The organism is Klebsiella sp. HN106 (assembly GCF_051209435.1).
In the GTDB taxonomy this organism is placed as follows: domain Bacteria; phylum Pseudomonadota; class Gammaproteobacteria; order Enterobacterales; family Enterobacteriaceae; genus Klebsiella; species Klebsiella oxytoca.
Genome location: NZ_JBLURD010000008.1, coordinates 1 through 21,082 on the forward strand (window position 1 = coordinate 1; position 21,082 = coordinate 21,082).

18 protein-coding genes are annotated in these 21,082 nt (G+C 53.2%); 6 read left to right on the forward strand and 12 right to left on the reverse strand.

What is annotated here, in order from left to right; translation table 11 throughout:
• The 3 genes from ACSIPU_RS18560 to citB all read left to right on the forward strand — a co-directional run.
• On the forward strand, nucleotides 1-582 hold a 582-nt coding region (locus ACSIPU_RS18560), incomplete at its 5' end, for a sodium ion-translocating decarboxylase subunit beta (protein ID WP_226907483.1).
• A gap of 323 nt (nucleotides 583-905) precedes the next feature.
• Complete coding sequence (gene citA, locus ACSIPU_RS18565) at nucleotides 906-2,534, forward strand: citrate sensor histidine kinase CitA (RefSeq protein ID WP_004108293.1); 1,629 nt, start codon at nucleotides 906-908, stop codon at nucleotides 2,532-2,534.
• On the forward strand, nucleotides 2,527-3,225 hold the full coding sequence (citB, locus tag ACSIPU_RS18570) for a citrate response regulator transcription factor CitB (RefSeq protein WP_004108295.1): 699 nt from the start codon (nucleotides 2,527-2,529) through the stop codon (nucleotides 3,223-3,225). The genes citA and citB overlap by 8 nt, the downstream gene beginning before the upstream one ends.
• A 45-nt stretch (nucleotides 3,226-3,270) precedes the next feature.
• On the opposite strand, the gene ACSIPU_RS18575 is transcribed toward citB, so the two are convergent.
• The gene (locus ACSIPU_RS18575; protein WP_004108297.1) at nucleotides 3,271-3,900 is read right to left on the reverse strand and encodes a hypothetical protein; all 630 of its coding nucleotides are present in this window, start codon (nucleotides 3,898-3,900) and stop codon (nucleotides 3,271-3,273) included.
• 92 nt (nucleotides 3,901-3,992) lie between these two features.
• On the opposite strand from ACSIPU_RS18575, the gene ACSIPU_RS18580 reads away from it, so the two are divergent.
• Nucleotides 3,993-4,946, forward strand: a complete 954-nt coding sequence (locus ACSIPU_RS18580; protein WP_004110488.1) for a LysR family transcriptional regulator — start codon at nucleotides 3,993-3,995, stop codon at nucleotides 4,944-4,946.
• Between the two features lie 55 nt (nucleotides 4,947-5,001).
• Here ACSIPU_RS18580 and ACSIPU_RS18585 read toward each other — a convergent pair whose 3' ends face one another.
• The 4 genes from ACSIPU_RS18585 to ACSIPU_RS18600 form a co-directional block, all read right to left on the reverse strand.
• On the reverse strand, nucleotides 5,002-7,290 hold the full coding sequence (locus ACSIPU_RS18585; protein WP_142448023.1) for a hydratase: 2,289 nt from the start codon (nucleotides 7,288-7,290) through the stop codon (nucleotides 5,002-5,004).
• A gap of 70 nt (nucleotides 7,291-7,360) precedes the next feature.
• A complete protein-coding gene (locus ACSIPU_RS18590; RefSeq protein WP_004108304.1) occupies nucleotides 7,361-8,620 on the reverse strand; it encodes an SLC13 family permease in 1,260 nt (419 codons plus the stop codon).
• A 183-nt stretch (nucleotides 8,621-8,803) separates the two neighbouring features.
• Entirely contained in the window at nucleotides 8,804-10,237 is a 1,434-nt protein-coding gene (locus ACSIPU_RS18595) for an anion permease (RefSeq protein WP_004108306.1), read from the reverse strand.
• A 107-nt stretch (nucleotides 10,238-10,344) separates the two neighbouring features.
• On the reverse strand, nucleotides 10,345-11,400 hold the full coding sequence (locus ACSIPU_RS18600; protein WP_064373458.1) for a 4-oxalomesaconate tautomerase: 1,056 nt from the start codon (nucleotides 11,398-11,400) through the stop codon (nucleotides 10,345-10,347).
• 279 nt (nucleotides 11,401-11,679) lie between these two features.
• Here ACSIPU_RS18600 and ACSIPU_RS18605 point away from each other — a divergent pair, with 279 nt between their 5' ends.
• Nucleotides 11,680-12,615 carry a LysR family transcriptional regulator gene (locus ACSIPU_RS18605; RefSeq protein ID WP_004108311.1) on the forward strand — a complete coding sequence of 312 codons (936 nt, stop codon included), beginning with the start codon at nucleotides 11,680-11,682 and terminating at the stop codon, nucleotides 12,613-12,615.
• 28 nt (nucleotides 12,616-12,643) lie between these two features.
• Here the strand turns inward: ACSIPU_RS18605 and rihC are convergent, their stop codons facing one another.
• The 6 genes from rihC to ribF form a co-directional block, all read right to left on the reverse strand.
• Nucleotides 12,644-13,558, reverse strand: coding sequence for a ribonucleoside hydrolase RihC (rihC, locus tag ACSIPU_RS18610; RefSeq protein ID WP_004110476.1), 915 nt, complete (start codon nucleotides 13,556-13,558; stop codon nucleotides 12,644-12,646).
• 65 nt (nucleotides 13,559-13,623) lie between these two features.
• On the reverse strand, nucleotides 13,624-14,574 hold the full coding sequence (ispH, locus tag ACSIPU_RS18615) for a 4-hydroxy-3-methylbut-2-enyl diphosphate reductase (RefSeq protein ID WP_004108315.1): 951 nt from the start codon (nucleotides 14,572-14,574) through the stop codon (nucleotides 13,624-13,626).
• A 1-nt stretch (nucleotide 14,575) separates the two neighbouring features.
• A complete protein-coding gene (gene fkpB, locus ACSIPU_RS18620; RefSeq protein WP_004098486.1) occupies nucleotides 14,576-15,025 on the reverse strand; it encodes an FKBP-type peptidyl-prolyl cis-trans isomerase in 450 nt (149 codons plus the stop codon).
• A gap of 97 nt (nucleotides 15,026-15,122) precedes the next feature.
• Nucleotides 15,123-15,623, reverse strand: a complete 501-nt coding sequence (gene lspA, locus ACSIPU_RS18625) for a signal peptidase II (protein ID WP_004108317.1) — start codon at nucleotides 15,621-15,623, stop codon at nucleotides 15,123-15,125.
• A complete protein-coding gene (gene ileS, locus ACSIPU_RS18630) occupies nucleotides 15,623-18,439 on the reverse strand; it encodes an isoleucine--tRNA ligase (protein ID WP_024273713.1) in 2,817 nt (938 codons plus the stop codon). Before ileS ends, lspA begins: the two co-directional genes overlap by 1 nt.
• A gap of 44 nt (nucleotides 18,440-18,483) precedes the next feature.
• A complete protein-coding gene (gene ribF, locus ACSIPU_RS18635; RefSeq protein WP_004108323.1) occupies nucleotides 18,484-19,422 on the reverse strand; it encodes a bifunctional riboflavin kinase/FAD synthetase in 939 nt (312 codons plus the stop codon).
• 330 nt (nucleotides 19,423-19,752) lie between these two features.
• Here ribF and rpsT point away from each other — a divergent pair, with 330 nt between their 5' ends.
• Nucleotides 19,753-20,016, forward strand: coding sequence for a 30S ribosomal protein S20 (gene rpsT / locus ACSIPU_RS18640; RefSeq protein ID WP_003018940.1), 264 nt, complete (start codon nucleotides 19,753-19,755; stop codon nucleotides 20,014-20,016).
• A gap of 99 nt (nucleotides 20,017-20,115) precedes the next feature.
• On the opposite strand, the gene nhaR is transcribed toward rpsT, so the two are convergent.
• Entirely contained in the window at nucleotides 20,116-21,051 is a 936-nt protein-coding gene (gene nhaR / locus ACSIPU_RS18645; protein WP_004108338.1) for a transcriptional activator NhaR, read from the reverse strand.
• Between the last annotated feature and the right edge of the window lie 31 nt (nucleotides 21,052-21,082).

Consider the following 21,082-nt stretch of genomic DNA (forward strand, 5'->3'; position numbering starts at 1 on the left):
ATGAAGGCGCTGACCAGCGAGAAGGAGCGGAAAATCCGCATGGTGCAGCTGCGCACGGTGAGTAAGCGGGAAAAAATCCTCTTCCCGGCGGTGCTGTTGCTGCTGGTGGCGCTGCTGCTGCCGGACGCGGCGCCGCTGCTGGGGATGTTCTGCTTCGGCAACCTGATGCGCGAGAGCGGGGTGGTGGAGCGCCTGAGCGACACGGTGCAGAACGGGCTGATAAATATCGTGACGATATTCCTCGGGCTGTCGGTGGGTGCCAAGCTGGTGGCGGACAAATTCCTGCAGCCGCAGACGCTGGGGATACTGGTGCTGGGAGTGACAGCGTTCTGCGTGGGTACGGCGGCGGGCGTGCTGATGGCGAAGCTGCTGAACCTGTGCAGCCGGCACAAAATCAACCCGCTGATTGGCTCCGCCGGGGTGTCGGCGGTGCCGATGGCGGCAAGGGTGTCGAACAAGGTGGGGCTGGAGTCGGACGCGCAGAACTTCCTGCTGATGCACGCGATGGGCCCGAACGTGGCGGGGGTGATTGGCTCGGCGATTGCCGCCGGGGTGATGCTCAAGTACGTGCTGGCGATGTGAATCGTTACCTTTCCCCGGATTGCGCCGTAAACGGCTTATCCGGGCTACTGTATCGCAGACGGCTGTAAACCCGTAGCCCGGGATAAGGCGTCAGCCGCAACCCGGGGATTCTCCCGGAGGCGGCGCTTAACGCGCCTTGTCCGGGCTACCGGATCGCAGAAGGCTGTAAACCCGTAGCCGGGTAAGGCATCAACCGCAAGCCCGGGATACGTAAAACGTCGTATTCCATCTGGATGTGTTCTGAAATCCATAAAACTGTGGGCCGATTCCGCGCCGTCGGTCGCTAAAAAAGAGAAAATGGCCTTTTGATGTCAATTCGCCCAATGTTTAGCCGAAAAATCACGCACTGGTTTGCCCGACGTTCGTTCCAGAACCGCATCTTCCTGTTGATCCTGTTTACCTCGACAATAGTGATGCTGGCGATGTCATGGTATCTCACCAGCATCACGGAAGAGCGTCTGCATTATCAGGTCGGCCAGCGCGCGCTGATCCAGGCGATGCAGATCTCCGCCATGCCTGAGCTGGTAGAGGCGGTCGAAAAGCACGATCTGGCGCGAATTAAAGCGCTTATCGACCCCATGCGATCGTTTTCCGATGCCACCTACATCACCGTCGGTGATGCAAAAGGCCAGCGTCTGTATCACGTGAATCCGGATGAGATCGGCAAATATATGGAAGGCGGAGACAGCGACGAAGCGCTGTATAACGCTAAAAGCTACGTGTCGGTGCGTAAAGGATCGCTCGGCTCTTCATTGCGCGGTAAGTCGCCGATCCAGGACAGCACCGGGAAAGTGATCGGCATCGTCTCGGTGGGCTACACCATCGAACAGTTAGAGAACTGGCTGAGTCTGCAAATCGGATCGCTGATGATCCCGATGGCGATCATGCTGCTCCTGCTGCTCTACTGCGCCCGACGCTTCTCGCTGCATATCAAAAAACAGATGCTGAATATGGAGCCGCAGCAGCTATCACAGCTGCTTATCCAGCAAAGCGTCTTGTTTGAATCGGTCTTTGAGGGACTGATAGCCATTGACTCTCACTACCGAATTACCGCCATCAACCAAACCGCAAGGAGATTATTAAACCTCAGCCAGCCGGAAACCATCCTGATTGGCAAAAGCATCAGCAGCGTGATCTCTCAGGAGACGTTCTTTTATGACGCGCCGCAGACAAATAAAAAAGACGAAATTGTCACCTTTAATCAGATCAAAGTGATCGCCAGCCGCATGGCCGTCACGCTCAATAGCGAGCCCCAGGGATGGGTCATTAGCTTTCGTAGTAAAGACGATATCAACACCCTGAGCCTGCAGCTCAGCCAGGTCCAGCAGTATGCAGATAACCTTCGCGCCGTGCAACACGAGCACCGCAATTTGATCTCCACCATTGCCGGGCTACTGTTTTTGAAACGCTACGATAACGCGCTGGATCTCATTCAGCAGCAGTCTGAAAGCCACCAGAAAGTTCTCGATTTTATCGCCCGTAATTTTAAAGTGAACCATCTTGCCGGGCTGCTGATCGGCAAATATTACCGCGCCAAAGAGCTCGGATTAGAGCTGGTCTTCGATCCCGCCTGTCACGTGGAAACCCTCCCCTCCTCGCTTTCTCATAATGAGTGGATCTCGATCGTCGGTAATCTGCTGGACAATGCCTACAATGCCGCCTTACGTCAGCCGGCAGGATCGAAGCAGATCGAGTGCCTGATCAACAGCGAGGGCGGCGAAGCGATCGTCGAGATCGCCGACCAGGGCTGCGGAATTGATGAATCGCTGCGCGATCGTATTTTTGAGCGCGGCGTCACCAGCAGCGACAGCGGCGATCACGGTATCGGGCTATGGCTGGTACGCAGCTACGTCGAGCAGGCGGGCGGCAATATCGTCGTCGACGACAACATCCCTTTTGGCACTATTTTTACTCTTTATATCCCCCTGACCCGAGATGAACACCATGGATAGCATCACAACTCTCATCGTTGAAGACGAACCTATGCTGGCGGAAATTCTGGTGGATACCATCAAGCAATTTCCCCAGTTCGAAGTCATTGGCATTGCGGATAAGCTGGAAAGCGCAAAAAAAATGCTTCGTCTCTATCAGCCCCAGCTGATTCTGTTGGATAACTTTTTGCCCGATGGCAAAGGCCTCGATTTGATCCGTCACGCCGTCAATATCAATTATAAAGGACGTATCATTTTCATCACCGCCGACAACCATATGGATACCATCAGCGAAGCCCTGCGGATGGGCGTTTTCGATTATTTGATTAAGCCGGTTCACTATCAGCGATTGCAGCATACGCTCGAGCGTTTTGCCCGCTATCGCAGCTCCCTGCGCTCGAGCGAGCAGGCGAGCCAGACCCACGTTGACGCCCTTTTCAATATCCAGGCCAAAGAGCACGCGGAAGCCGCCGGCACCGCTCTGCGCGGAATCGATGAAAGCACCTTTAACCGCGTATTACAGCTCTTCACCGACCCGGGGATCGTCCATACCGCAGACTCCCTTGCGCGTATCCTCGGCAGCAGCAAAACCACTGCCCGCCGCTACCTGGAGCAAGGGGTCAAAAACGATTTTCTTGAGGCCGAAATAAGCTACGGTAAAGTCGGCAGACCGGAGCGGATTTATCACGGCAAAAATAGTGAGCACGTTTAAGGATCGCGGAGATGCTTTGTTTAGCATGCATCTCCTTTTATTCGTTTACGCTATAGCGTAGCTAACAATCATCTGGCCTTTTTTCATCTTCACCTGGGTAATGACGACCTCTCCCAGTTCTGACAGGCTGGCCACGTGCGTGCCGCCGCAGGGATAGCTCGGCATATCGCCGAACCCGACCTTGCGCAGACCTTCGGCAAAAGAGATCCGACGCGGTAAATCCTCCGCCTGCCATCCTTCGATCTGCGCCAGCAGGGCGCTGGCTTCGGGCAGTGACGCGTTCGTCCCGGCGGCAAAGGTGATGCGCCCTTCTCCCGGCCAGTGATGCGCCTTAATCGGCCGCCAGCCAAAGCGCTCTCCGGCCTGGCCAATCAGGTGCCCGGCGGAATGTAGCCGAGCGTGCAGCCGTCTCGCGTCCGCGTCCACCCGGATCGCCACCTCGCCGGAGGGTAGCGGCTGCGCAACAATATGCACGATGCTCTCGCCGCGCGCGGCAACGCTCTCGACCGCAAGCTCGCCAATCCAGCCGCGATCCGCTGGCTGTCCTCCGCCCTGCGGATGAAACAGCGTGCGGTCCAGCTCAATGGCATAGCGGCCATCGGCTTCGCCCAGGCAGTTGACGACTCGCGCAGGGCATTCAGTGGCATCGCTGGTGTAATAAAGTCGTTCAGTCATGGTTGTCCTCCCCTCAGTCAGGACAGTATATTGATATTAACGACAGCGATAATCCCGCCGATCATCAATGCAATTTTGCTCTGGAAGCACAAATGAATCTGAACTTACTGCCCGATCTCGCCCTGTTCGTGCAGATTGTCGATCAGGGCAGCTTTTCCGCCGTCGCGCGCCAGACAGGCGCGACGCCTTCCGCCATTAGCCGCAGCGTCTCGCGGCTGGAGCAGGAAATGGGCTGCAAGCTGCTGCATCGCACCACGCGCAAGCTGCGCCTTAGCGATGCCGGGAAAACGGTGTATGAACATGCGCTGGAGATGCTGGACTCGGCGCGTCTGGCCATGGATTCCGCCGGCAGCGCCCAGGCGGTGCCGCAGGGTAAGCTCACGCTAAGCGTGCCGAAAGCCGTGGGACGGTTTGTCATTCATCCGCTGATGCTGGAGTTTTTTAGCCGCTACCCGAAGATCGACGTCTGTCTGCGCCTTGAAGATCGGGTTCTCGATTTTATCGATGACGGTATCGATCTGGCGCTGCGCATCACCCATACGCCCTCGCCGGGGCTGCACGGTAAGCCTTTGCTGTCCGTCAGCCATATCGTCTGTGCGACGCCCGGCTACCTGGCGCAATATGGCAGACCGCGAACGCCGCAGGATCTGCGCGAACATAGCTGTATCAGCCTTGGGGAAACGCCCGCCGATTCGCGCTGGAAGTTTCGCCGCGACGGCAAAACGGAGACTATCCAGACCCACGGTCGTTACGCGGCAAACCACACCGCCGTACGCCTTGATGCCGTGAAGCAAAATCTGGGTATCGGCAGCCTGCCGTTGTTTACCGCCCGTGAGGCGCTGGCGAACGGCGAGATTGTGCAGGTTTTACCGGAATGGGAGTTTATCAGTCGCTATTCCGGCCAGCTCTGGCTACTGTGGTCGGGCAATAAGCACATGCCCGCCAGAATGCGGGCAATGATTGATTATCTTAGCGAGAAGATGAAGCCGACTGCAGGCAGCACAGCCATAGCGCAACGTTCGAAAATCACGGATAAGCCGCTATGAATAAAAACGGGGATGCTATATCACCCCCGTTTATTATCTTAATGAGGACTATCGTTTACTGATGGTGGGAAGTTAAGCGTGATTTATTATAATTAATCAGGCTTCCTGCCTTAATAATCTCCCGCTCTGATGAGGTCAGGCCCTCCATGTAAAGCGCGATCTCTTTTATGGGGCGCTCGCGGCTAATGACAAACGCGGTAATATGACCCAGCTCGCTGTCTAAGGCGGATTTTATGCCCGGAATAAAGATAAAATCCCCCACTTCAAATTCGGGTAAGGCTTTCATTTGCAGCGGCAGCATTCCCCAGTTAATCACATTCGAACGATAACGTTTCGTGGCGTATTCCTGCGCAATATTTGCCAGCCCCCCCAGCACGCGCTGGCAGCTGGCCGCTTGTTCTCGTGCTGAACCATCGCCCGGTTTTATCGCATAAACCATACTACCTATTTCCGTCTGCTGCAGGGTGACGCTCTCCTGTCCCGGCAGCTGGCGGATTTGGGTAAAGATGTCCTCAAGTTCAGGATGCAGCCTGCAAGGATTGTCCCCCGCGACGCGCAATTGTTCCAGAGCGGCAATCTCCTTACTGCGGCCAACATAGCCCGGATCGCGCCGTGAGAGGGTAAACTCCGCCAGTCCTGAGGGGTTAGAGCGAAATGATGAGGTTTCTCCCGATGGGATAAGCTCGTCAGTAGTCGTCACCGGATCCATGATTTTAGAGGTAACGTTTAAGAGAATATTTTCCGTTAACTCACTCATTTCCGGCCAGTCTTTTATATTGGGTCCATAAATCAGCGATTGCTGGGATGCGCCTTTAATAAAGCCTTGATAGACACGGTTTTTATAGGGTGAAGCGTCAAATTCATATTGCGGTATGTTCTCCCAGCAATCGAGCTCTGACGCCGAGGTCAGAATACCACCGTTGGCAGCCGTCGCCGCAATTGAGCGGGCATCCATCAACGCGACAGCCGACATTTGCCCATTTCCGGGTTTTGAACCTTCCCGGTTTGGGAAATTGCGCGTTGTATGGCGAATGCTCAATCCATTATGCATAGGCGTGTCGCCTGCGCCAAAGCAGGGCCCACAAAATGCGGTACGCATAATCGCGCCAGCGCTTAATAAATCGGTCGTTATCCCTTTTTTGGTCAGATCCATCAGCACCGGCTGGGATGAGGGATATATCGAGAGAGAGAAAACGTTGTCGCCGCAGGAGTGATGCTTTAAGGCATTTGCCGCTTCAACTACGTTGACGTAATTTCCGCCAGCACAACCGGCAATAATTCCCTGCTGGATCCGGAGCTTACCCTTTTCGACTTTATCCAGCAGGGAGAGTTTTGCGCGCCCAAGCGAAATTTTTTCGGATTCCATTTCGACTTCATGCAAAATATCCGGCAAGTTCTCCTTCAGCGTATCAATTTCATAGACGTTGGCGGGATGAAAAGGTAAGGCGATCATCGGTTTGATAGCGCTTAAATTGACTTCTATACAACCATCGTAATAAGCCATATCGGATGCTGAGAGCGAATAATAGTCTTGCTCCCTGCCATGAACGCGCAAGTAGCTTCGAGTCTCTTCATCGGTTTGCCAGATAGACGATAAGCAGGTGGTCTCCGTCGTCATGACATCAACACTGTTGCGGAAATCGGTAGACATTGTCGCCACCCCCGGTCCCACAAACTCCATTATCTTGTTTTTCACATAACCGCGCCGGAACACCGCGCCAATTATCGCCAGGGCAATATCCTGAGGCCCCACGCCAGGGCTGGGTTTACCTGTCAAATACACCGCAACAACCTCGGGATAATCAATATCCCAGGTCCCTCCCAGCAGTTGCTTAACTAACTCGCCGCCCCCCTCGCCGACGGCCATCGTCCCTAAAGCGCCATAGCGGGTATGGCTGTCCGAGCCCAGCACCATCTTGCCACCGCCGGCCATCATCTCGCGCATATATTGATGAATAACGGAAATATGCGGCGGAACATAAATCCCGCCGTACTTTCTGGCCGAAGATAAACCGAATATATGATCATCACTATTAATGGTACCGCCGACCGCACATAGCGAATTATGACAATTAGTTAATACGTAAGGCAGTGGAAAACGCTGCATTCCAGACGCTTTAGCGGTTTGGATTATCCCCACAAATGTAATATCGTGTGAGGCCATACAATCAAATTTTATTTTTAACTTGCGGTGATCGCCTGAAGTATTATGGGCGGTGAGGATCGACCACGAAATCGTGCCTTTACGCGCCTCCTGCTTGTCCACCGGGAAGGAAGGATGACCAACAGGGACAATACCATGCTGGTGTGATATACATACTCCATGGTCATACAGTTTTATCATGACATATATCCTTATATAAAAAACAAGGTCTGACAGAATAGCAACGCTTTTTAATCACTACCGTTATCGGCTAATAAAATGGAAAAAACACAGGCAATAAAATAAAGCTGACGATTACCGATATAACAATAAGCGGCAATCCGGTTTTAACGTAATCAATAAACTTATAGCCGCCCGCAGAAAAAATCATCATATTGGCGGGCGTACCCACAGGGGTTGCATACGCACACGAGCAGCCAATAACTATAGCCATTAATACCGCCCGGGGATCGGCCCCCATCGAATGCGCAATAGATAGACCAATCGGCATTAATAAAGCGGCGGTTGCCGTATTGGACATGAAGTTTGTTAACACACAGGAGATGAGCAATACCGCGCTTAAAAGTAAGAAGGGGGAAGCGTGATTACCCAGTTGTTCAATCATTGCACGCGCCATGATCGCACCAGCGCCGGTGGTTTCCAGCGCTTTTGCTAGTGCCAGCGTTCCGCCGAACAGGAAAATGGTCTGTGAATCGATGGCCTGGTATGCCTGTTTTTCAGTAATCACCCTGGTGACAATCAGCGTTAAAGCGCCAATTGAGCCAACAATAGCAATCGGCAATCCAATCTGTTCTTCGAAAATCATGCCGGATACGGTTGCGATTAGTACCGACAGCGCAATCACCTGCTTGTATTTCGGGCACGCTATCTTGCGCATACTTTCAGTGCGTTGCTGGTGTAGCGTACTTTTTTGCGGTAATAGTCGGTAGCCTATCGTGACAAAATAGAGAATACCGCAAGCCAGCATCGGAATACCCAGCTTAGCATATTCAAAAAAACCAAAACGTTGGCCAACCTGCTCCAGCGCCGACTGTGCAATCAGATTTCCTGGGGAACCGATAAGCGACAAATTTCCCCCCAACGCAGAGGCAAAGGCCAGGGGCATAAGCAGACGTGACTGGGCATAACCTGATTTTATCGCTGCGCCGATCACAACAGGTATTAACACTGCAGCCGTCCCGGTATTCGATAAAAATCCAGAAAGGGTCCCACACACTAACATAATAATGACTATCAGCTGTTTTTCTGTACGCGCATAGCGTGTCACGATACCGCCAATTTTATCGGTTACGCCGGTTTCGAATAAAGCCCCGCCTACCACAAACATAGCCACAAATAAAATAACATTCTGATTAATAAAACCTGCAAAAGCAGTTTTGACATCGAAGACCCCGGTGACAACCAGAGTAATACAAACAATCATGGCAGTTACAGCTAATGGTATTTTTTCCCAAACGAACATGACGATCGAAAAAACCAATAGCGACAACGTAATCGTAACTGGAGACATAAATATATTGCACCTCACCTTGTTAAAGGTCATATAATAATATTTGCGATCATGTGAATTTTTTCATACTTAAATCATTAAACTCCAGGTAAGATAATAACCACATGGCAATGGCATCATCTACAATTGTCCTGGGCATCAACCGATGCCCAGAGATTCACGGCATTCTTTCTCAGTAACGACTTAAATCATCCCGGATGATATGAGTATTTCCCACCACCATACCCCGAGGGTGATGTGCAAGAGGAATGTCAGTACCGCCAGTATTCCACCTATAATCCACCAGGATTTGATATCGTTATAACCCACACCAAAAATAACTGGTCCCGCCGCGCCACCATAGTGAGTGACCATTCCGCCATAAGAATTGCTGAATAATAGCGCGAGTGCGGTGAGGGTTATCGGTGCACCAGATACATTCGCCAGCATGGCAAAGACCGGAACCATAGCGACGATATAAGCGCTTCCCGAGGCGAAGAAATAACGAACCAGTATGCTCAAGGCGACAATAACAATAAAGGCTATATTACCGTGACCATCAAATGAAATATTATTTTTTAATAAATCAGCCAGCCACACGAAAAAGCCAACTTTTGATAATAACGAGCTTAAGCCAATAATCCCACCGTACCAAATGAGCGTATTCCAGCCGCCTTTATTTTTTATCACATCATCCCAGGTTACGATTTTCAGCACTAACATCAAGGCCATGACGCAGATAGCAACGGTTGACTCATTAACCCCCAGGGCGCTGCTGAACACCCAACCGCCCAGTGCCAGAACAAAGAGGCAAGAGAGCATCTTTTCACGCAGGGTCATGGGTCCCAAAGCTTCGATGCCCGTTTTGGCGATCTTTTTATTATCAACCCGCTTTAATTCCGGCGGATAAAGCTTGTAGGTAATCAGCGGCGTCAGCAGCAGCATAATGATACCAGGTAATCCTGCGGCCAGCGCCCAGCCACCCCAGCTTAATTTGATGTGGCAGATATCTTCAATCATCTTCAGCGCAAGAATATTGCCGGCCATTGCGGTAAAGAACATATAGCTGGTTGTTTTCGTCACCATATAGATGTTCAACATAAGATAGTGACCAACTCGCTTTGCGCTGTGCTCCGGCTCCGAGCCAAGGGCGACTGCGACGCTATTAATGATCGGTAAAACAATCCCCCCAGCACGTGCTGTATTCGATGGCGTTGCGGGGGCCAGGATCAGGTCAAGGAAGGCGGTTACATAGCCAAGGCCCAACGTTGTACTACCAATTTTTCCGATAAGAAAATAAGCAATTCTTTTACCTAGCCCGGTAATAACAAAAGCTGCACTCAGAGTAAATGCGGAGAAAACTAACCAGGTGGTGCCGGATGAATATCCGCTTAATACGCTGGCGGCTTTTACCGAACCATCACCCAGATTGCCGGTGACCACCATTGATGCGGCGACGGCAATCAGCAGTACCACAGGCTCTGAAAAGGGTTTAATGACTAACCCCACAATGGCTGCCAGATAAATGCCTGATAAAACCCAGGCAAGTGTTGATAATCCTTGCGGCGCCGGGAATAAACTCATGAGTAACGGTATTGCTATTATAACCAGCAGCTTCCATAACTTATTCTTTTGCATTTCCATTCCTTAGCTGTACTCAATATTTAAGGATGCTTGTGGAACGCATTCACATAGCTCCCCGCCTCAATCCACGGTAATTTTTCGTTAAGGAGGGGACTCGGTATTTAGTCGGCAATATAAACCGAGCCGGAAAGAATCTTCCGTGCCGTGCGAATAACAGAGGCGCGGATCGCTTCAGGGGCTTCGGTCGTATTACTTAAGTCGACCGCAATACTCCCGCTGGGGTGCTCGATTTTAACGATGCCATCACCAGACAATTTCGTCAGTTCATTAGCAATCGTTCCCGGAATAATACATGCACTCGCCAGGCCGATAGCGCCGGTAATCGCCAACGATTTATGGCAACTGTGGGGCATAAAATATCGAACATTTAAATTTCCGCCGCTAAGCGCAGGAGAAATCAGAACCGATTTCGGGATAACCATATTTGTCACATCGCCAAATCCCATCGCCTTTCCCGCTTGTCGCCGAATAGACTCCAGCGATTCTAAAAGCGCTGTGTCCCGGTCTAATTCGCAGGCAGATTCATAACCGGTTTTTCCCAGGCTCTGAGCTGGAATCACGACCATCGGCATTGCCATGTCAATACAGGTGACTTGCGCATTATCAAATACGTCCAGCCGATTCCCGGTAGGGAAAAGCTGGCCGGATTTTGCACCCGCAGAATTCAAAAAGGTTAATGCAACCGGTGCGGCACGGCCGGGAACGCCGTCTATCTGCGTATCGCCGTCGTAGATAACCTTTCCCTCAGGCGTTTGAATGTCAGCCTCAATAAAAGTATTGGTGTTCACATTCCTTATGCGCACTCTCGTGACCGGAGAATCCGCTTTAATTAACCCCTGTTCTATTGCGAATCCCCCTACAGCACACAGCATATTTCCGCAGTTCGGCGTGGTATCGACCCGCCGTTCGTTGACGATAACCTGAACAAACAGATAATCAATGTCCGCTTTTTCACTAACAGATCGACTAATAATGGCCACTTTGCTGGTTTGTGGGCTTCCACCGCCAATTCCGTCAATTTCCAGCTCATGGCCCGATCCCATGATGGATAACAGGAAGTCATTACGTTGGTTAATATCCTTTGGTAAATCATCCGCTAATAAAAAGGCGCCTTTGGATGTTCCACCACGCATTAATACACAGGGAATGCTCTTCATAGCAAGTTCCTCACCCGATAAAACATAGAAGAATTAAACGAAATGCCTTGTGAATTTAATTTGCTTTATGCTGTTTAAGTTTTTTATTTACTTAATTCACCTGCTACATCATTCACGTCAGGCATTTTACAAATTCATTCTACTTGCAAGATTTTTACCGGTTGATAAAATTTCGCCATAAGAGTTATTCCTGCCAGGAATTAATAAAAGTGCCATTACCGATTAATAATCACTTGTCATCTACTTAGAGAAACACTTATTAGGCCCTACGGAGCAATAATGAAAAATGAACTATCCGGGATGAAAGCCTTTGTCACCGTTGCAGAGCTAGGCTCTTTTAGTAAAGCCGCCGAACAATTAAATCTTACGCAACCGGCATTAACTAAGAAGATAAAAAAAATAGAGAGTAATCTGGATATTGCGCTGTTCGAACGAACGACGCGAAAGATTGCGCTGACGCAAGCCGGGAAAATGCTTCTCCCAAGAGCTAAATCTTTGATCTCCGGACTTGATGCGGCAATATTTGACCTTAACGATTTAACGTCTCAATTGCATGATACGGTTACGCTATCCTGCATTCCTACTGCCGTATTTTATTTTTTACCGCGCGCTATCGTGCAATTTAATCAAAGTTACCCCAACATCAAAGTACGAATTTATGAACAAGGTATTGAAACCTGTATGGACTCGGTACGAAAAGGCGATGTTGATTTTGGTATAAACATGAACTTCATCACACATCCGGATATCGATTTCATTCCCCTGGTGAACGAGCCTTTTGTTCTGGCCTGCCGGCAAGATCATCCTCTGGCAACCAGGAAACTGGTCGAATGGCGGGAGCTTGTTAGCCAGACGTTAATCGGCGTCAGGAAATCAAGCGGCAATAGACAGTTGATCGAGAAATGCCTGGCGGATAAACCCTGGCAGCTGAGCTGGTTTTATGAAGTCAGACATTTGTCGACCTCGCTCGGCCTTGTCGAAGCAGGCCTCGGAGTCTCCGCACTCCCTTGTCTGGCAATGCCCCACGGAGAGAGCGCCGTGGTGAGCGTCCCGCTTGTGGAGCCGGTCATCAGACGCACGCTGGGTATGATTCGCGTAAAAAACAGGCCTCTTTCCGCAGCGGCAGAGCGCTTAGCTTCCCTGCTACTGATGATGTGGACGGATGAAGCGGGCACGCTCTGGCGCAACGTCGTGGATTCAACGCAGAAAACCTGAAAGCCATGCCGGCCGCTTCATCGCCAGATTAGGGCGCTAAAGCAATCACCTCCGCTGCCCAGCGCTGAAAACCTTCTACATCCAGACCCAGCGCCACCTGCACGTTTGCCGGTTGGCCCAGTTTGCCTTCGATATCGACCACCGTCGTTCCCGAAGTCCAGGTTCCCTGGGTTTCTACCGTCACAAAACAGGGCTTGAGGGTGAAGAGCTGCGGACGAACCAGCCAGGCAATCGCGCACAGGTCATGCATACGCAGGCCGCTGCTCATGCTCCCGCTCCGGTAGTGGCTAAATAGCGCATGCAGCATCTTCCCGGTCTGATTCAGCGTCGGTAGCGTAGCAAGGTAGTCCGGAGCCAGCATCGCCTCGTTGGTGACATCCAGCCCGCACATCACAATCTCCAGCCCGCTATGGAAAACTTTCGCCGCCGCTTCCGGGTCGATAGCGATATTGAACTCCGCATTCGGCGTAAAGTTACCGCGCCCGGCGGAACCGCCCATGATAACCAGCCGACGGATATTAAAACGGCATTCGGGATACTGGGTCAGCAGAAGCGCGATATTGGTTAGCGGGCCAATCGCCACCAGGGTCATCGGCTCCGTAGCGTGCATCAGCGCATCGCGGATCGCCTGAAATGCCGGTTTTGCCAGCGGCTGACGGTGATGTTCCACGAAATCGTAGCCTTCCATCCCTGACTCGCCGTGTACGGAGGCGGCGTCGCGCAGCGGGCGGACCAGCGGCATAGAGGCGCCTTGAGCCAACGGAACATCGGCGTTCCAGAAATGCAGAAGCTGCAGGGCGTTGCGGGTGGTTTTCTCCACGGATACGTTCCCCGCTACCGTGGTCATCAGCTGTAGGTCCAGCTCGGGAGCGAACAGCGCCGCGGCAATCGCTGCGGCGTCATCAATGCCGGGATCGGTATCCAGAATGATAGGTAAGCGCATAGTTTCTCCATAAAAAATGCCAGACGTTAAGCCTGGCATCTTCTCATACTGCGGGGAAAAAGAACTTACTCTACTTCACGGACGTCTACGCGCAGCTCTTTCGGCACTTCGAAAACAATGTTCTCTTCACGGCCTTCCAGCGGCACCGCTTCGCCGCCGCCCAGCTCCTGCAAACGCGAAATCACGTTCTGTACCAGAATATCCGGCGCCGATGCGCCTGCGGTTACGCCGACGCAGGTTGCGTCTTTCACCCAGGCTTCCTGGATATCGGTCGCATCATCGATCAGATAGGCGGCTTTCCCCATCCGCTGGGCCAGTTCGGCCAGACGGTTAGAGTTCGAGGAGTTCTTCGACCCCACCACCAGCACTACGTCAGCCTGCCCGGCCAGCGCGCGGACGGCCTCTTGCCGGTTTGTCGTCGCATAGCAGATATCATCTTTGCGCGGCCCGACGATTTTCGGGAAGCGCTCGCGCAGGGCGTCAATCACGTCGGAGGTATCATCAACGGAGAGCGTCGTCTGAGTCATAAACGACAGCTTAGCGTCGTTTTTCACATCCAGCTTCCAGACGTCATTCGGCGATTCCACCAGGTACATCCCCCCCTGCGGGTTACTGTACTGGCCCATGGTGCCTTCAACTTCCGGGTGACCGGCGTGACCAATCAGGATCGACTCTTCCCCCCGACGGCTGGCGCGAGCAACTTCCATATGGACTTTGGTCACCAGCGGGCAGGTAGCGTCAAAAACCGTCAGATCGCGGCTTTTCGCCTCGTTGCGTACGGCCTGAGAGACGCCGTGGGCGGAGAAAATCAGGATCGCGCCGTCCGGCACTTCGCTAATCTGCTCGATAAAAATAGCGCCGCGTTGACGCAGGCTATCGACAACATAGCGGTTGTGCACGACTTCATGACGCACGTAGATCGGCGCGCCATATAGCGTCAGCGCGTTTTCAACAATGCTGATAGCGCGGTCAACGCCTGCGCAGAAGCCGCGCGGGTTAGCCAACAGAATCTGCATGTTACCCCTCCAGCGCCGGATCGATCTCCAGCACTTCAACATCAAAATGAACGGTACGCCCGGCCAGCGGATGGTTGAAATCAACGGTAATCGAATCGCCGTTTACTTCACGGATCACGCCGGGCATTTCGCTGCCATCCATTGCGGTAAAGAGCATAATCGCGCCGACTTCCGGCTCGCCCGCATCGATAAATTCCCGACGCGAGAAATATTGGATCAGGTCCGGGCTCGGTACGCCAAACGCGGCGTCCGGTTCCAGCGAAAAGGTGGTTTTATCCCCCTCTTTTAGCCCCAGCAGATGCTGTTCCAGACCTTCAGACAGGGAAGTATCGCCCAGACGAAAGAGCGCCGGTTTACCGTTGTTGCGGGTTGACTCTGCGGTGGAGCCATCGTCGAGCTTTAAGGTGAAGTGCACCAGCACCGCACTGTTGCTCTGTACTGATTTAGACATGCAGGTTGCTCACTAGTTTTGTCCGGTGACGCTGGCGCTGAACGGGCCTACGGAGAACGTAGACCCGTGCAAACGTCGCGCCGCCCGGCGGGTATTGTTACGCCTGTTTCTTCGCAGCCGCGTTCGGCAAGAAGCCTTCCAGCACAATCAGCGCCGCGCCGATACAAATAGCGGTATCGGCAAGGTTGAAGGTGGCGAAATGCCAGTCCCCGACGTAGAAATCGATCATATCGACGACAAAACCATGCCAAAGCCTGTCGAATAAATTGCCCAACGCGCCGCCAATAATCAGCGCATAGGCAATATTATTCAGCTTTTGCGTCGCCTTAGAGCGATACATCAGCACCGCAAGGATCACGCAGATACCGATAGCGATACCGGCGAAGAACCAGCGCTGCCAGCCGCCACTGTCGGCGAGGAAGCTAAAGGCCGCGCCATAGTTACGCGCATAATGCAGATTAAGCGATGGGAACAGCGATACCGTATCCCCCAGAGCGAAGTTCTGGAGGATCAGGAATTTGCTGCCTAAATCGATAATCAGCACGGCTACGACGACCCAGAGCCAGCGTAGCCCCGTTGAACTAATCGGTTTACTCATCAGGCAAATTTACGTTTTTCGCCGTCACCGGCGATGTTGCTGACACAGCGTCCGCAGATATCCGCGTGTTCCGCCACCTTGCCGATGTCCGTCGTGTAATGCCAGCAGCGCGGGCACTTATCACCTTCGGCTTTGCTCAGCACGACTTTCAGGCCTTTCAGCAGCTCACTCTGCCATGCGTCGGCCGGAGCCTGCGCATAATCGGCAACTTTCGCCCCTGAGGTCAACAGGACAAATCGCAATTCGTCGCCCAGCGCGTTGAGCTTCGCCGCGAGATCGGCATCGGCATACAGCGTTACCGCCGCTTCCAGAGAGCCCCCCACCTGCTTGTCAGCACGCGCCTGTTCGATAACCTTGTTGACTTCGCCGCGCACTTTCAGCAGCTCGTCCCAGAAACCATCGTTCATCGCTTCGTCGTCGGCCAGGCCAAACAGACCGGTGTACCATTCGCCGGTAAAGACGTATTTCTCGCGGTCGCCCGGCAGGTAACCCCAGATTTCGTCAGCGGTAAAGGACATGATCGGCGCCATCCAGCGTACCAGCGCTTCGGCAATGTGGTACAGCGCGGTCTGGCAGCTACGGCGCGCGACGCTGTCCGCCTTGGTGGTGTACTGACGGTCTTTAATGATATCAAGCCAGAACGAACCCATTTCGATGGAGCAGAAGCGCATCAGACGCTGCACGACTTCGTGGAAATCGTAAGATTCATAGGCTTTGACGATATCGTCCTGCGCCGCTTGCGCGCAGCCTACTGCCCAGCGGTCCAGCACGACCATCTCTTCCGGTTTCACCATATCTTTAGCTGGATCGAAACCATTGAGGTTCGCCAGCAGGAAGCGCGCGGTGTTACGGATACGACGATAGCTGTCGGCGGCGCGTTTAAGGATCTCGTCGGAGACCGCCATTTCGCCGGTGTAGTCGGTGGAAGCCACCCACAGACGCAGAATATCCGCGCCCAGTTTGTTCATCACGTCCTGCGGAGAGACGGTGTTGCCGATAGACTTGGACATCTTGCGGCCCTGGCCATCAACGGTAAAGCCGTGGGTCAGCACCTGGCGGTAAGGCGCTTTGCCCTTCATCGCGGTAGAGATCATCAGGGATGACATGAACCAGCCGCGGTGCTGGTCAGAACCTTCGAGATACATATCGGCGGCGTGACCGGCAAATTCCGGACGCACGTCAACAACGGAGGAGTGGGTCGATCCGGAGTCAAACCACACGTCCAGCGTATCCGGCACCTTCTCATAGCTATCGGCATCGGCGCCGAGGATGTCGCGGGAATCGAGATCCCACCACGCCTGAATGCCGTCGATCTCAACGCGTTTCGCCACTTCTTCCATCAGTTCGAGAGTACGCGGATGCAGCTCCTGCGTCTCTTTATGCACGAACAGCGACATCGGTACGCCCCAGGTACGCTGACGGGAAATACACCAGTCAGGACGGTTGGCGACCATCGATTCAATACGTGCCTGGCCCCAGTCAGGGATCCACTGCACGCCTTTGATTTCGGCAAGCGACTGCGCGCGCAGGCCTTTCTGATCCATGCTCACGAACCACTGCGGCGTGGCGCGGAAGATGATCGGCGTTTTGTGACGCCAGCAGCACGGGTAGCTGTGCTGCATTTTCTCTACGTGCAGCAGCGCGCCTTTTTCAGACAGCAGCGCAACGACAATATCGTTGGCTTTAAACACGTTTACGCCATCCAGCGTCGGGTAAGTTCCCGGCAGATAGGCGCCGTCCGGACCCACCGGGTTAGCGACTTCCAGGCCATATTTTTGACCGATGACATAGTCATCCGGGCCGTGGCCTGGCGCGGTATGTACCGCACCGGTACCCGCGTCCAGAGTGACGTGATCGCCCAGGATCGCCGGGACGTCGAAATCGAGGAACGGATGCTTAAAGCGCATCAGCTCCAGCTCGGCGCCGTTTACCACCGCAAGGATGGTGTAATCAGCAATGCCGGCGCGTTTCATGACGCTGTCGACCAGATCTTTCGCCAGGATCAGCGCCTGGCCGTCAACCTGCACCAGCGCATAGTCAAACTCCGGGGACAGGGAGATGGCGCGGTTCGCTGGCAGGGTCCACGGGGTGGTGGTCCAGATAACCAGAGAAACCGGACCGTTAACGTCGGCCACGCCGAATTTCGCCAGCACCGCCGCTTTATCGGTCGCGTGGAACGCCACGTCGATGGACGGAGAAGTTTTGTCGTAATACTCAACTTCCGCTTCCGCCAGCGCGGAACGGCAGTCTACGCACCAGTGCACCGGCTTAGCGCCTTTGTGCAGGTGGCCGTTGCCGATGATTTTACCCAGCGCGCGGATGATGTTGGCTTCCGTTTTGAAGTCCATGGTCAGGTACGGGTGCGACCAGTCGCCGAGCACGCCCAGACGGATAAAGTCTTTGCGCTGCCCGTCAACCTGAGTGGCGGCATATTCGCGGCACTTGGCGCGGAACTCGGCGGCGGTGAATTTCTCGCCCGGCTTGCCGTATTCCTGCTCTACCTTCAGCTCGATTGGCAGACCGTGACAGTCCCAGCCCGGTACGTACGGAGAGTCATAGCCCGCCAGCCCTTTGGACTTAACGATAATGTCTTTCAGAATCTTGTTAACCGAGTGACCAATATGAATGCTGCCATTCGCATAAGGAGGGCCATCATGCAGAATGAAGGTTTTTTTGCCTTTTTTGGCTGCACGAATGATGCCGTACAGGTCATCATCGGTCCAACGCGCCAGCATTCCCGGTTCACGCTTGGCGAGGTCGCCGCGCATCGGGAACCCTGTTTCCGGCAAATTCAGGGTCGATTTATAGTCACTCATCAGATTCTCGGTTCCGTATTTCGGTTTGATAAACACCGTCAGGGTTATGCCTGCCCGGTTAGCCCAAAGAAGTCGCGGGCCGTTAACTCATCACGTGCGATTTGCGCTTTTAGCTCATCAAGCGACGCAAATCGCTGCTCGTTACGTATTTTTTTACGCAGTATTACATCTATATGGCGACCGTAGAGGTCCATTACAACATCCAGGAGATGGACTTCCAGCTGCTGACGCACGCCGGACACCGTTGGACGAGTACCAATGTTGGCGACGCCCATAAAAGGTTTGTCGCCAAGCCCTGTCACTTCTACCGCATAGACCCCTTTAACCGGGGAAACCTGACGACGCAGCGGTAAATTCGCCGTCGGGAAACCTATTGTGCGCCCGAGTTCATCACCGTGCACAACGCGGCCGGAGATGGTAAACGGATGCCCCAGCAGCGTCTCCGCCAGGGGCAGATCGTCGTCTGCCAGCGCCTGGCGCACCGCGGTGCTGCTGATGCGCACGCCGCCTTCACAGAAGGTTTGGGTGCTGGTGACGTCAAAGCCATACTCCACGCCGGCTTTTTGTAATAACAAGAAATCCCCCTGGCGACCTGCGCCAAAGCGGAAATCATCGCCAACGGCGAGGAACTGAACGCCCAGCTGGCGGACCAGCAGTTCGCTGATAAAGTCCTGGGCGGTCAATGCCGCGAAGCGCCGATCGAAACGCACGCACAGGACGTAATCGACGCCGCTTTCAGCCAGATAGTTCAGCTTCTCACGCAGGCGCGTTAAACGTGCCGGCGCTTTATCGGCGGCAAAAAGCTCAAGCGGCTGCGGCTCAAAAATCATCACCACCACCGGTAAGCCACGCTGGCGACCTTCTGCGCGCAAACGCTGCAATAATGCCTGGTGCCCGCGATGCACGCCGTCAAAATTTCCAATGGTCAGCACGCACCCGTGCGGGGCCTGACTGAGATTATGTATGCCGCGTATCAGCTTCATGTCTGGCTCAAAACAGTGAAAATCGTCCGAGTATACCTTGTACAACTGGCGACGTTAACCAGCGATTGCACCTCTTCACCGAAAGATCCCGGGAATTCATTCACTCAGCGCGAGATTGCGGGAAAATCTCTCCGACGTCGTCGATTTTTATGGTTGAAAGGCTGTATTCGCCTGCAACAAGCTGGTAGAATCTTGCGCCATCACTACGTAATGAAGCGTTGTTCGTTTAAACGACGCTTATTTGCACAAATCCATTGACAAAAGAAGGCTAAACGGGCATTCTCCTCGGCCTTTGAATTGTCCATATAGAACACATTTGGGAGTTGGACCTTGGCTAATATCAAATCAGCTAAGAAGCGCGCCGTTCAGTCTGAAAAGGCCCGCAAGCACAACGCTAGCCGTCGCTCTATGATGCGTACTTTCATCAAGAAAGTATACGCAGCTATCGAAGCTGGCGACAAAGCTACTGCACTGAAAGCATTTAACGAAATGCAACCAATCGTGGACCGTCAGGCTGCTAAAGGTCTGATCCACAAAAACAAAGCTGCGCGTCATAAAGCAAACCTGACCGCTCAAATCAACAAACTGGCTTAATCGTCTGCTTGTTGTCGCTTTGTAAAAAAACCCGCGAAAGCGGGTTTTTTTATGTCTGTCGTCTATCGCTCAAAGCGTCAACCATCGCGCTTCTGGTGACTATTGCTTTGCCGAACCGCCAGAAACGGCGCTGTCCTGGGCCTGCGGCGGCGTAAAGAGCGCCGAATAGTCGCGATGACAAATACGCTGCACCGCCGGATGCTGGATCATTCGTTCAGCGAAGATCGCGTGATACTCTTCCATGACGTTGTCCATCCGTCCGATCTCAACTATCGACTCATCGCTATAGAAATCATGCGCATACAGCGTCGGGGCAACGAATATCGCATTATGCGCCGCGCCGAAGGCTTTCATCAACGCCGCATCGTCAAACTCGCCGAGGATTTCCACCTGCAATCCCTGCGAGTTAAACCAGTTGAGCAGCTTGCGCCCTAACATCGAACGACGGCCAGGGATCAGTAAGCGACGCTCTTCCAGACAGGCCGGGAACGGCTTTTTCGGCGGCGGATTCATGCACCAGAAGCTGACGCTGCATTCGCCAATTTTCACTGAAAACAGCCCTTCCTGCTGGGTTGAATCAATAGGGCAGTCGGAAATAATCATATCGAGCTTATGCTGGCTAAGCTGCTCCAGCAGCATTTCGTGGGTCGATTCGAAACAGCGTAAATGGATCTGTTCATTATCGACAACGGCAGCATCCAGTACCCCGCTCACCAACCTTTTCGACAGCGCGTCCGCGACGCCGACGTCAAACAGCAGATTCGACTCTTTACGATAGTTAACGATATCGAGCATTTCCTGGCTCAGCGTAAACATGCGATCCGCATAGCGGAAAACCAACTCGCCTAATTCGCTGGGCTCCAGCCCTCTTCCTTTTCGCTTGAACAACTTCCCCTGCAGGCGCTCTTCCAGCGCCTTAATTTGCCCGGTAATGGTCTGCGGCGTCAGGAACAGCGCTTCCGCCGCGCCAACAACGGAGCCTTCTTTATAGACATGCCAGAAGTAGTACAGATGGTTGTAGTTAATATGCGACATGCTTCTCTCCCTGATAATGTCCAGGAGAGCC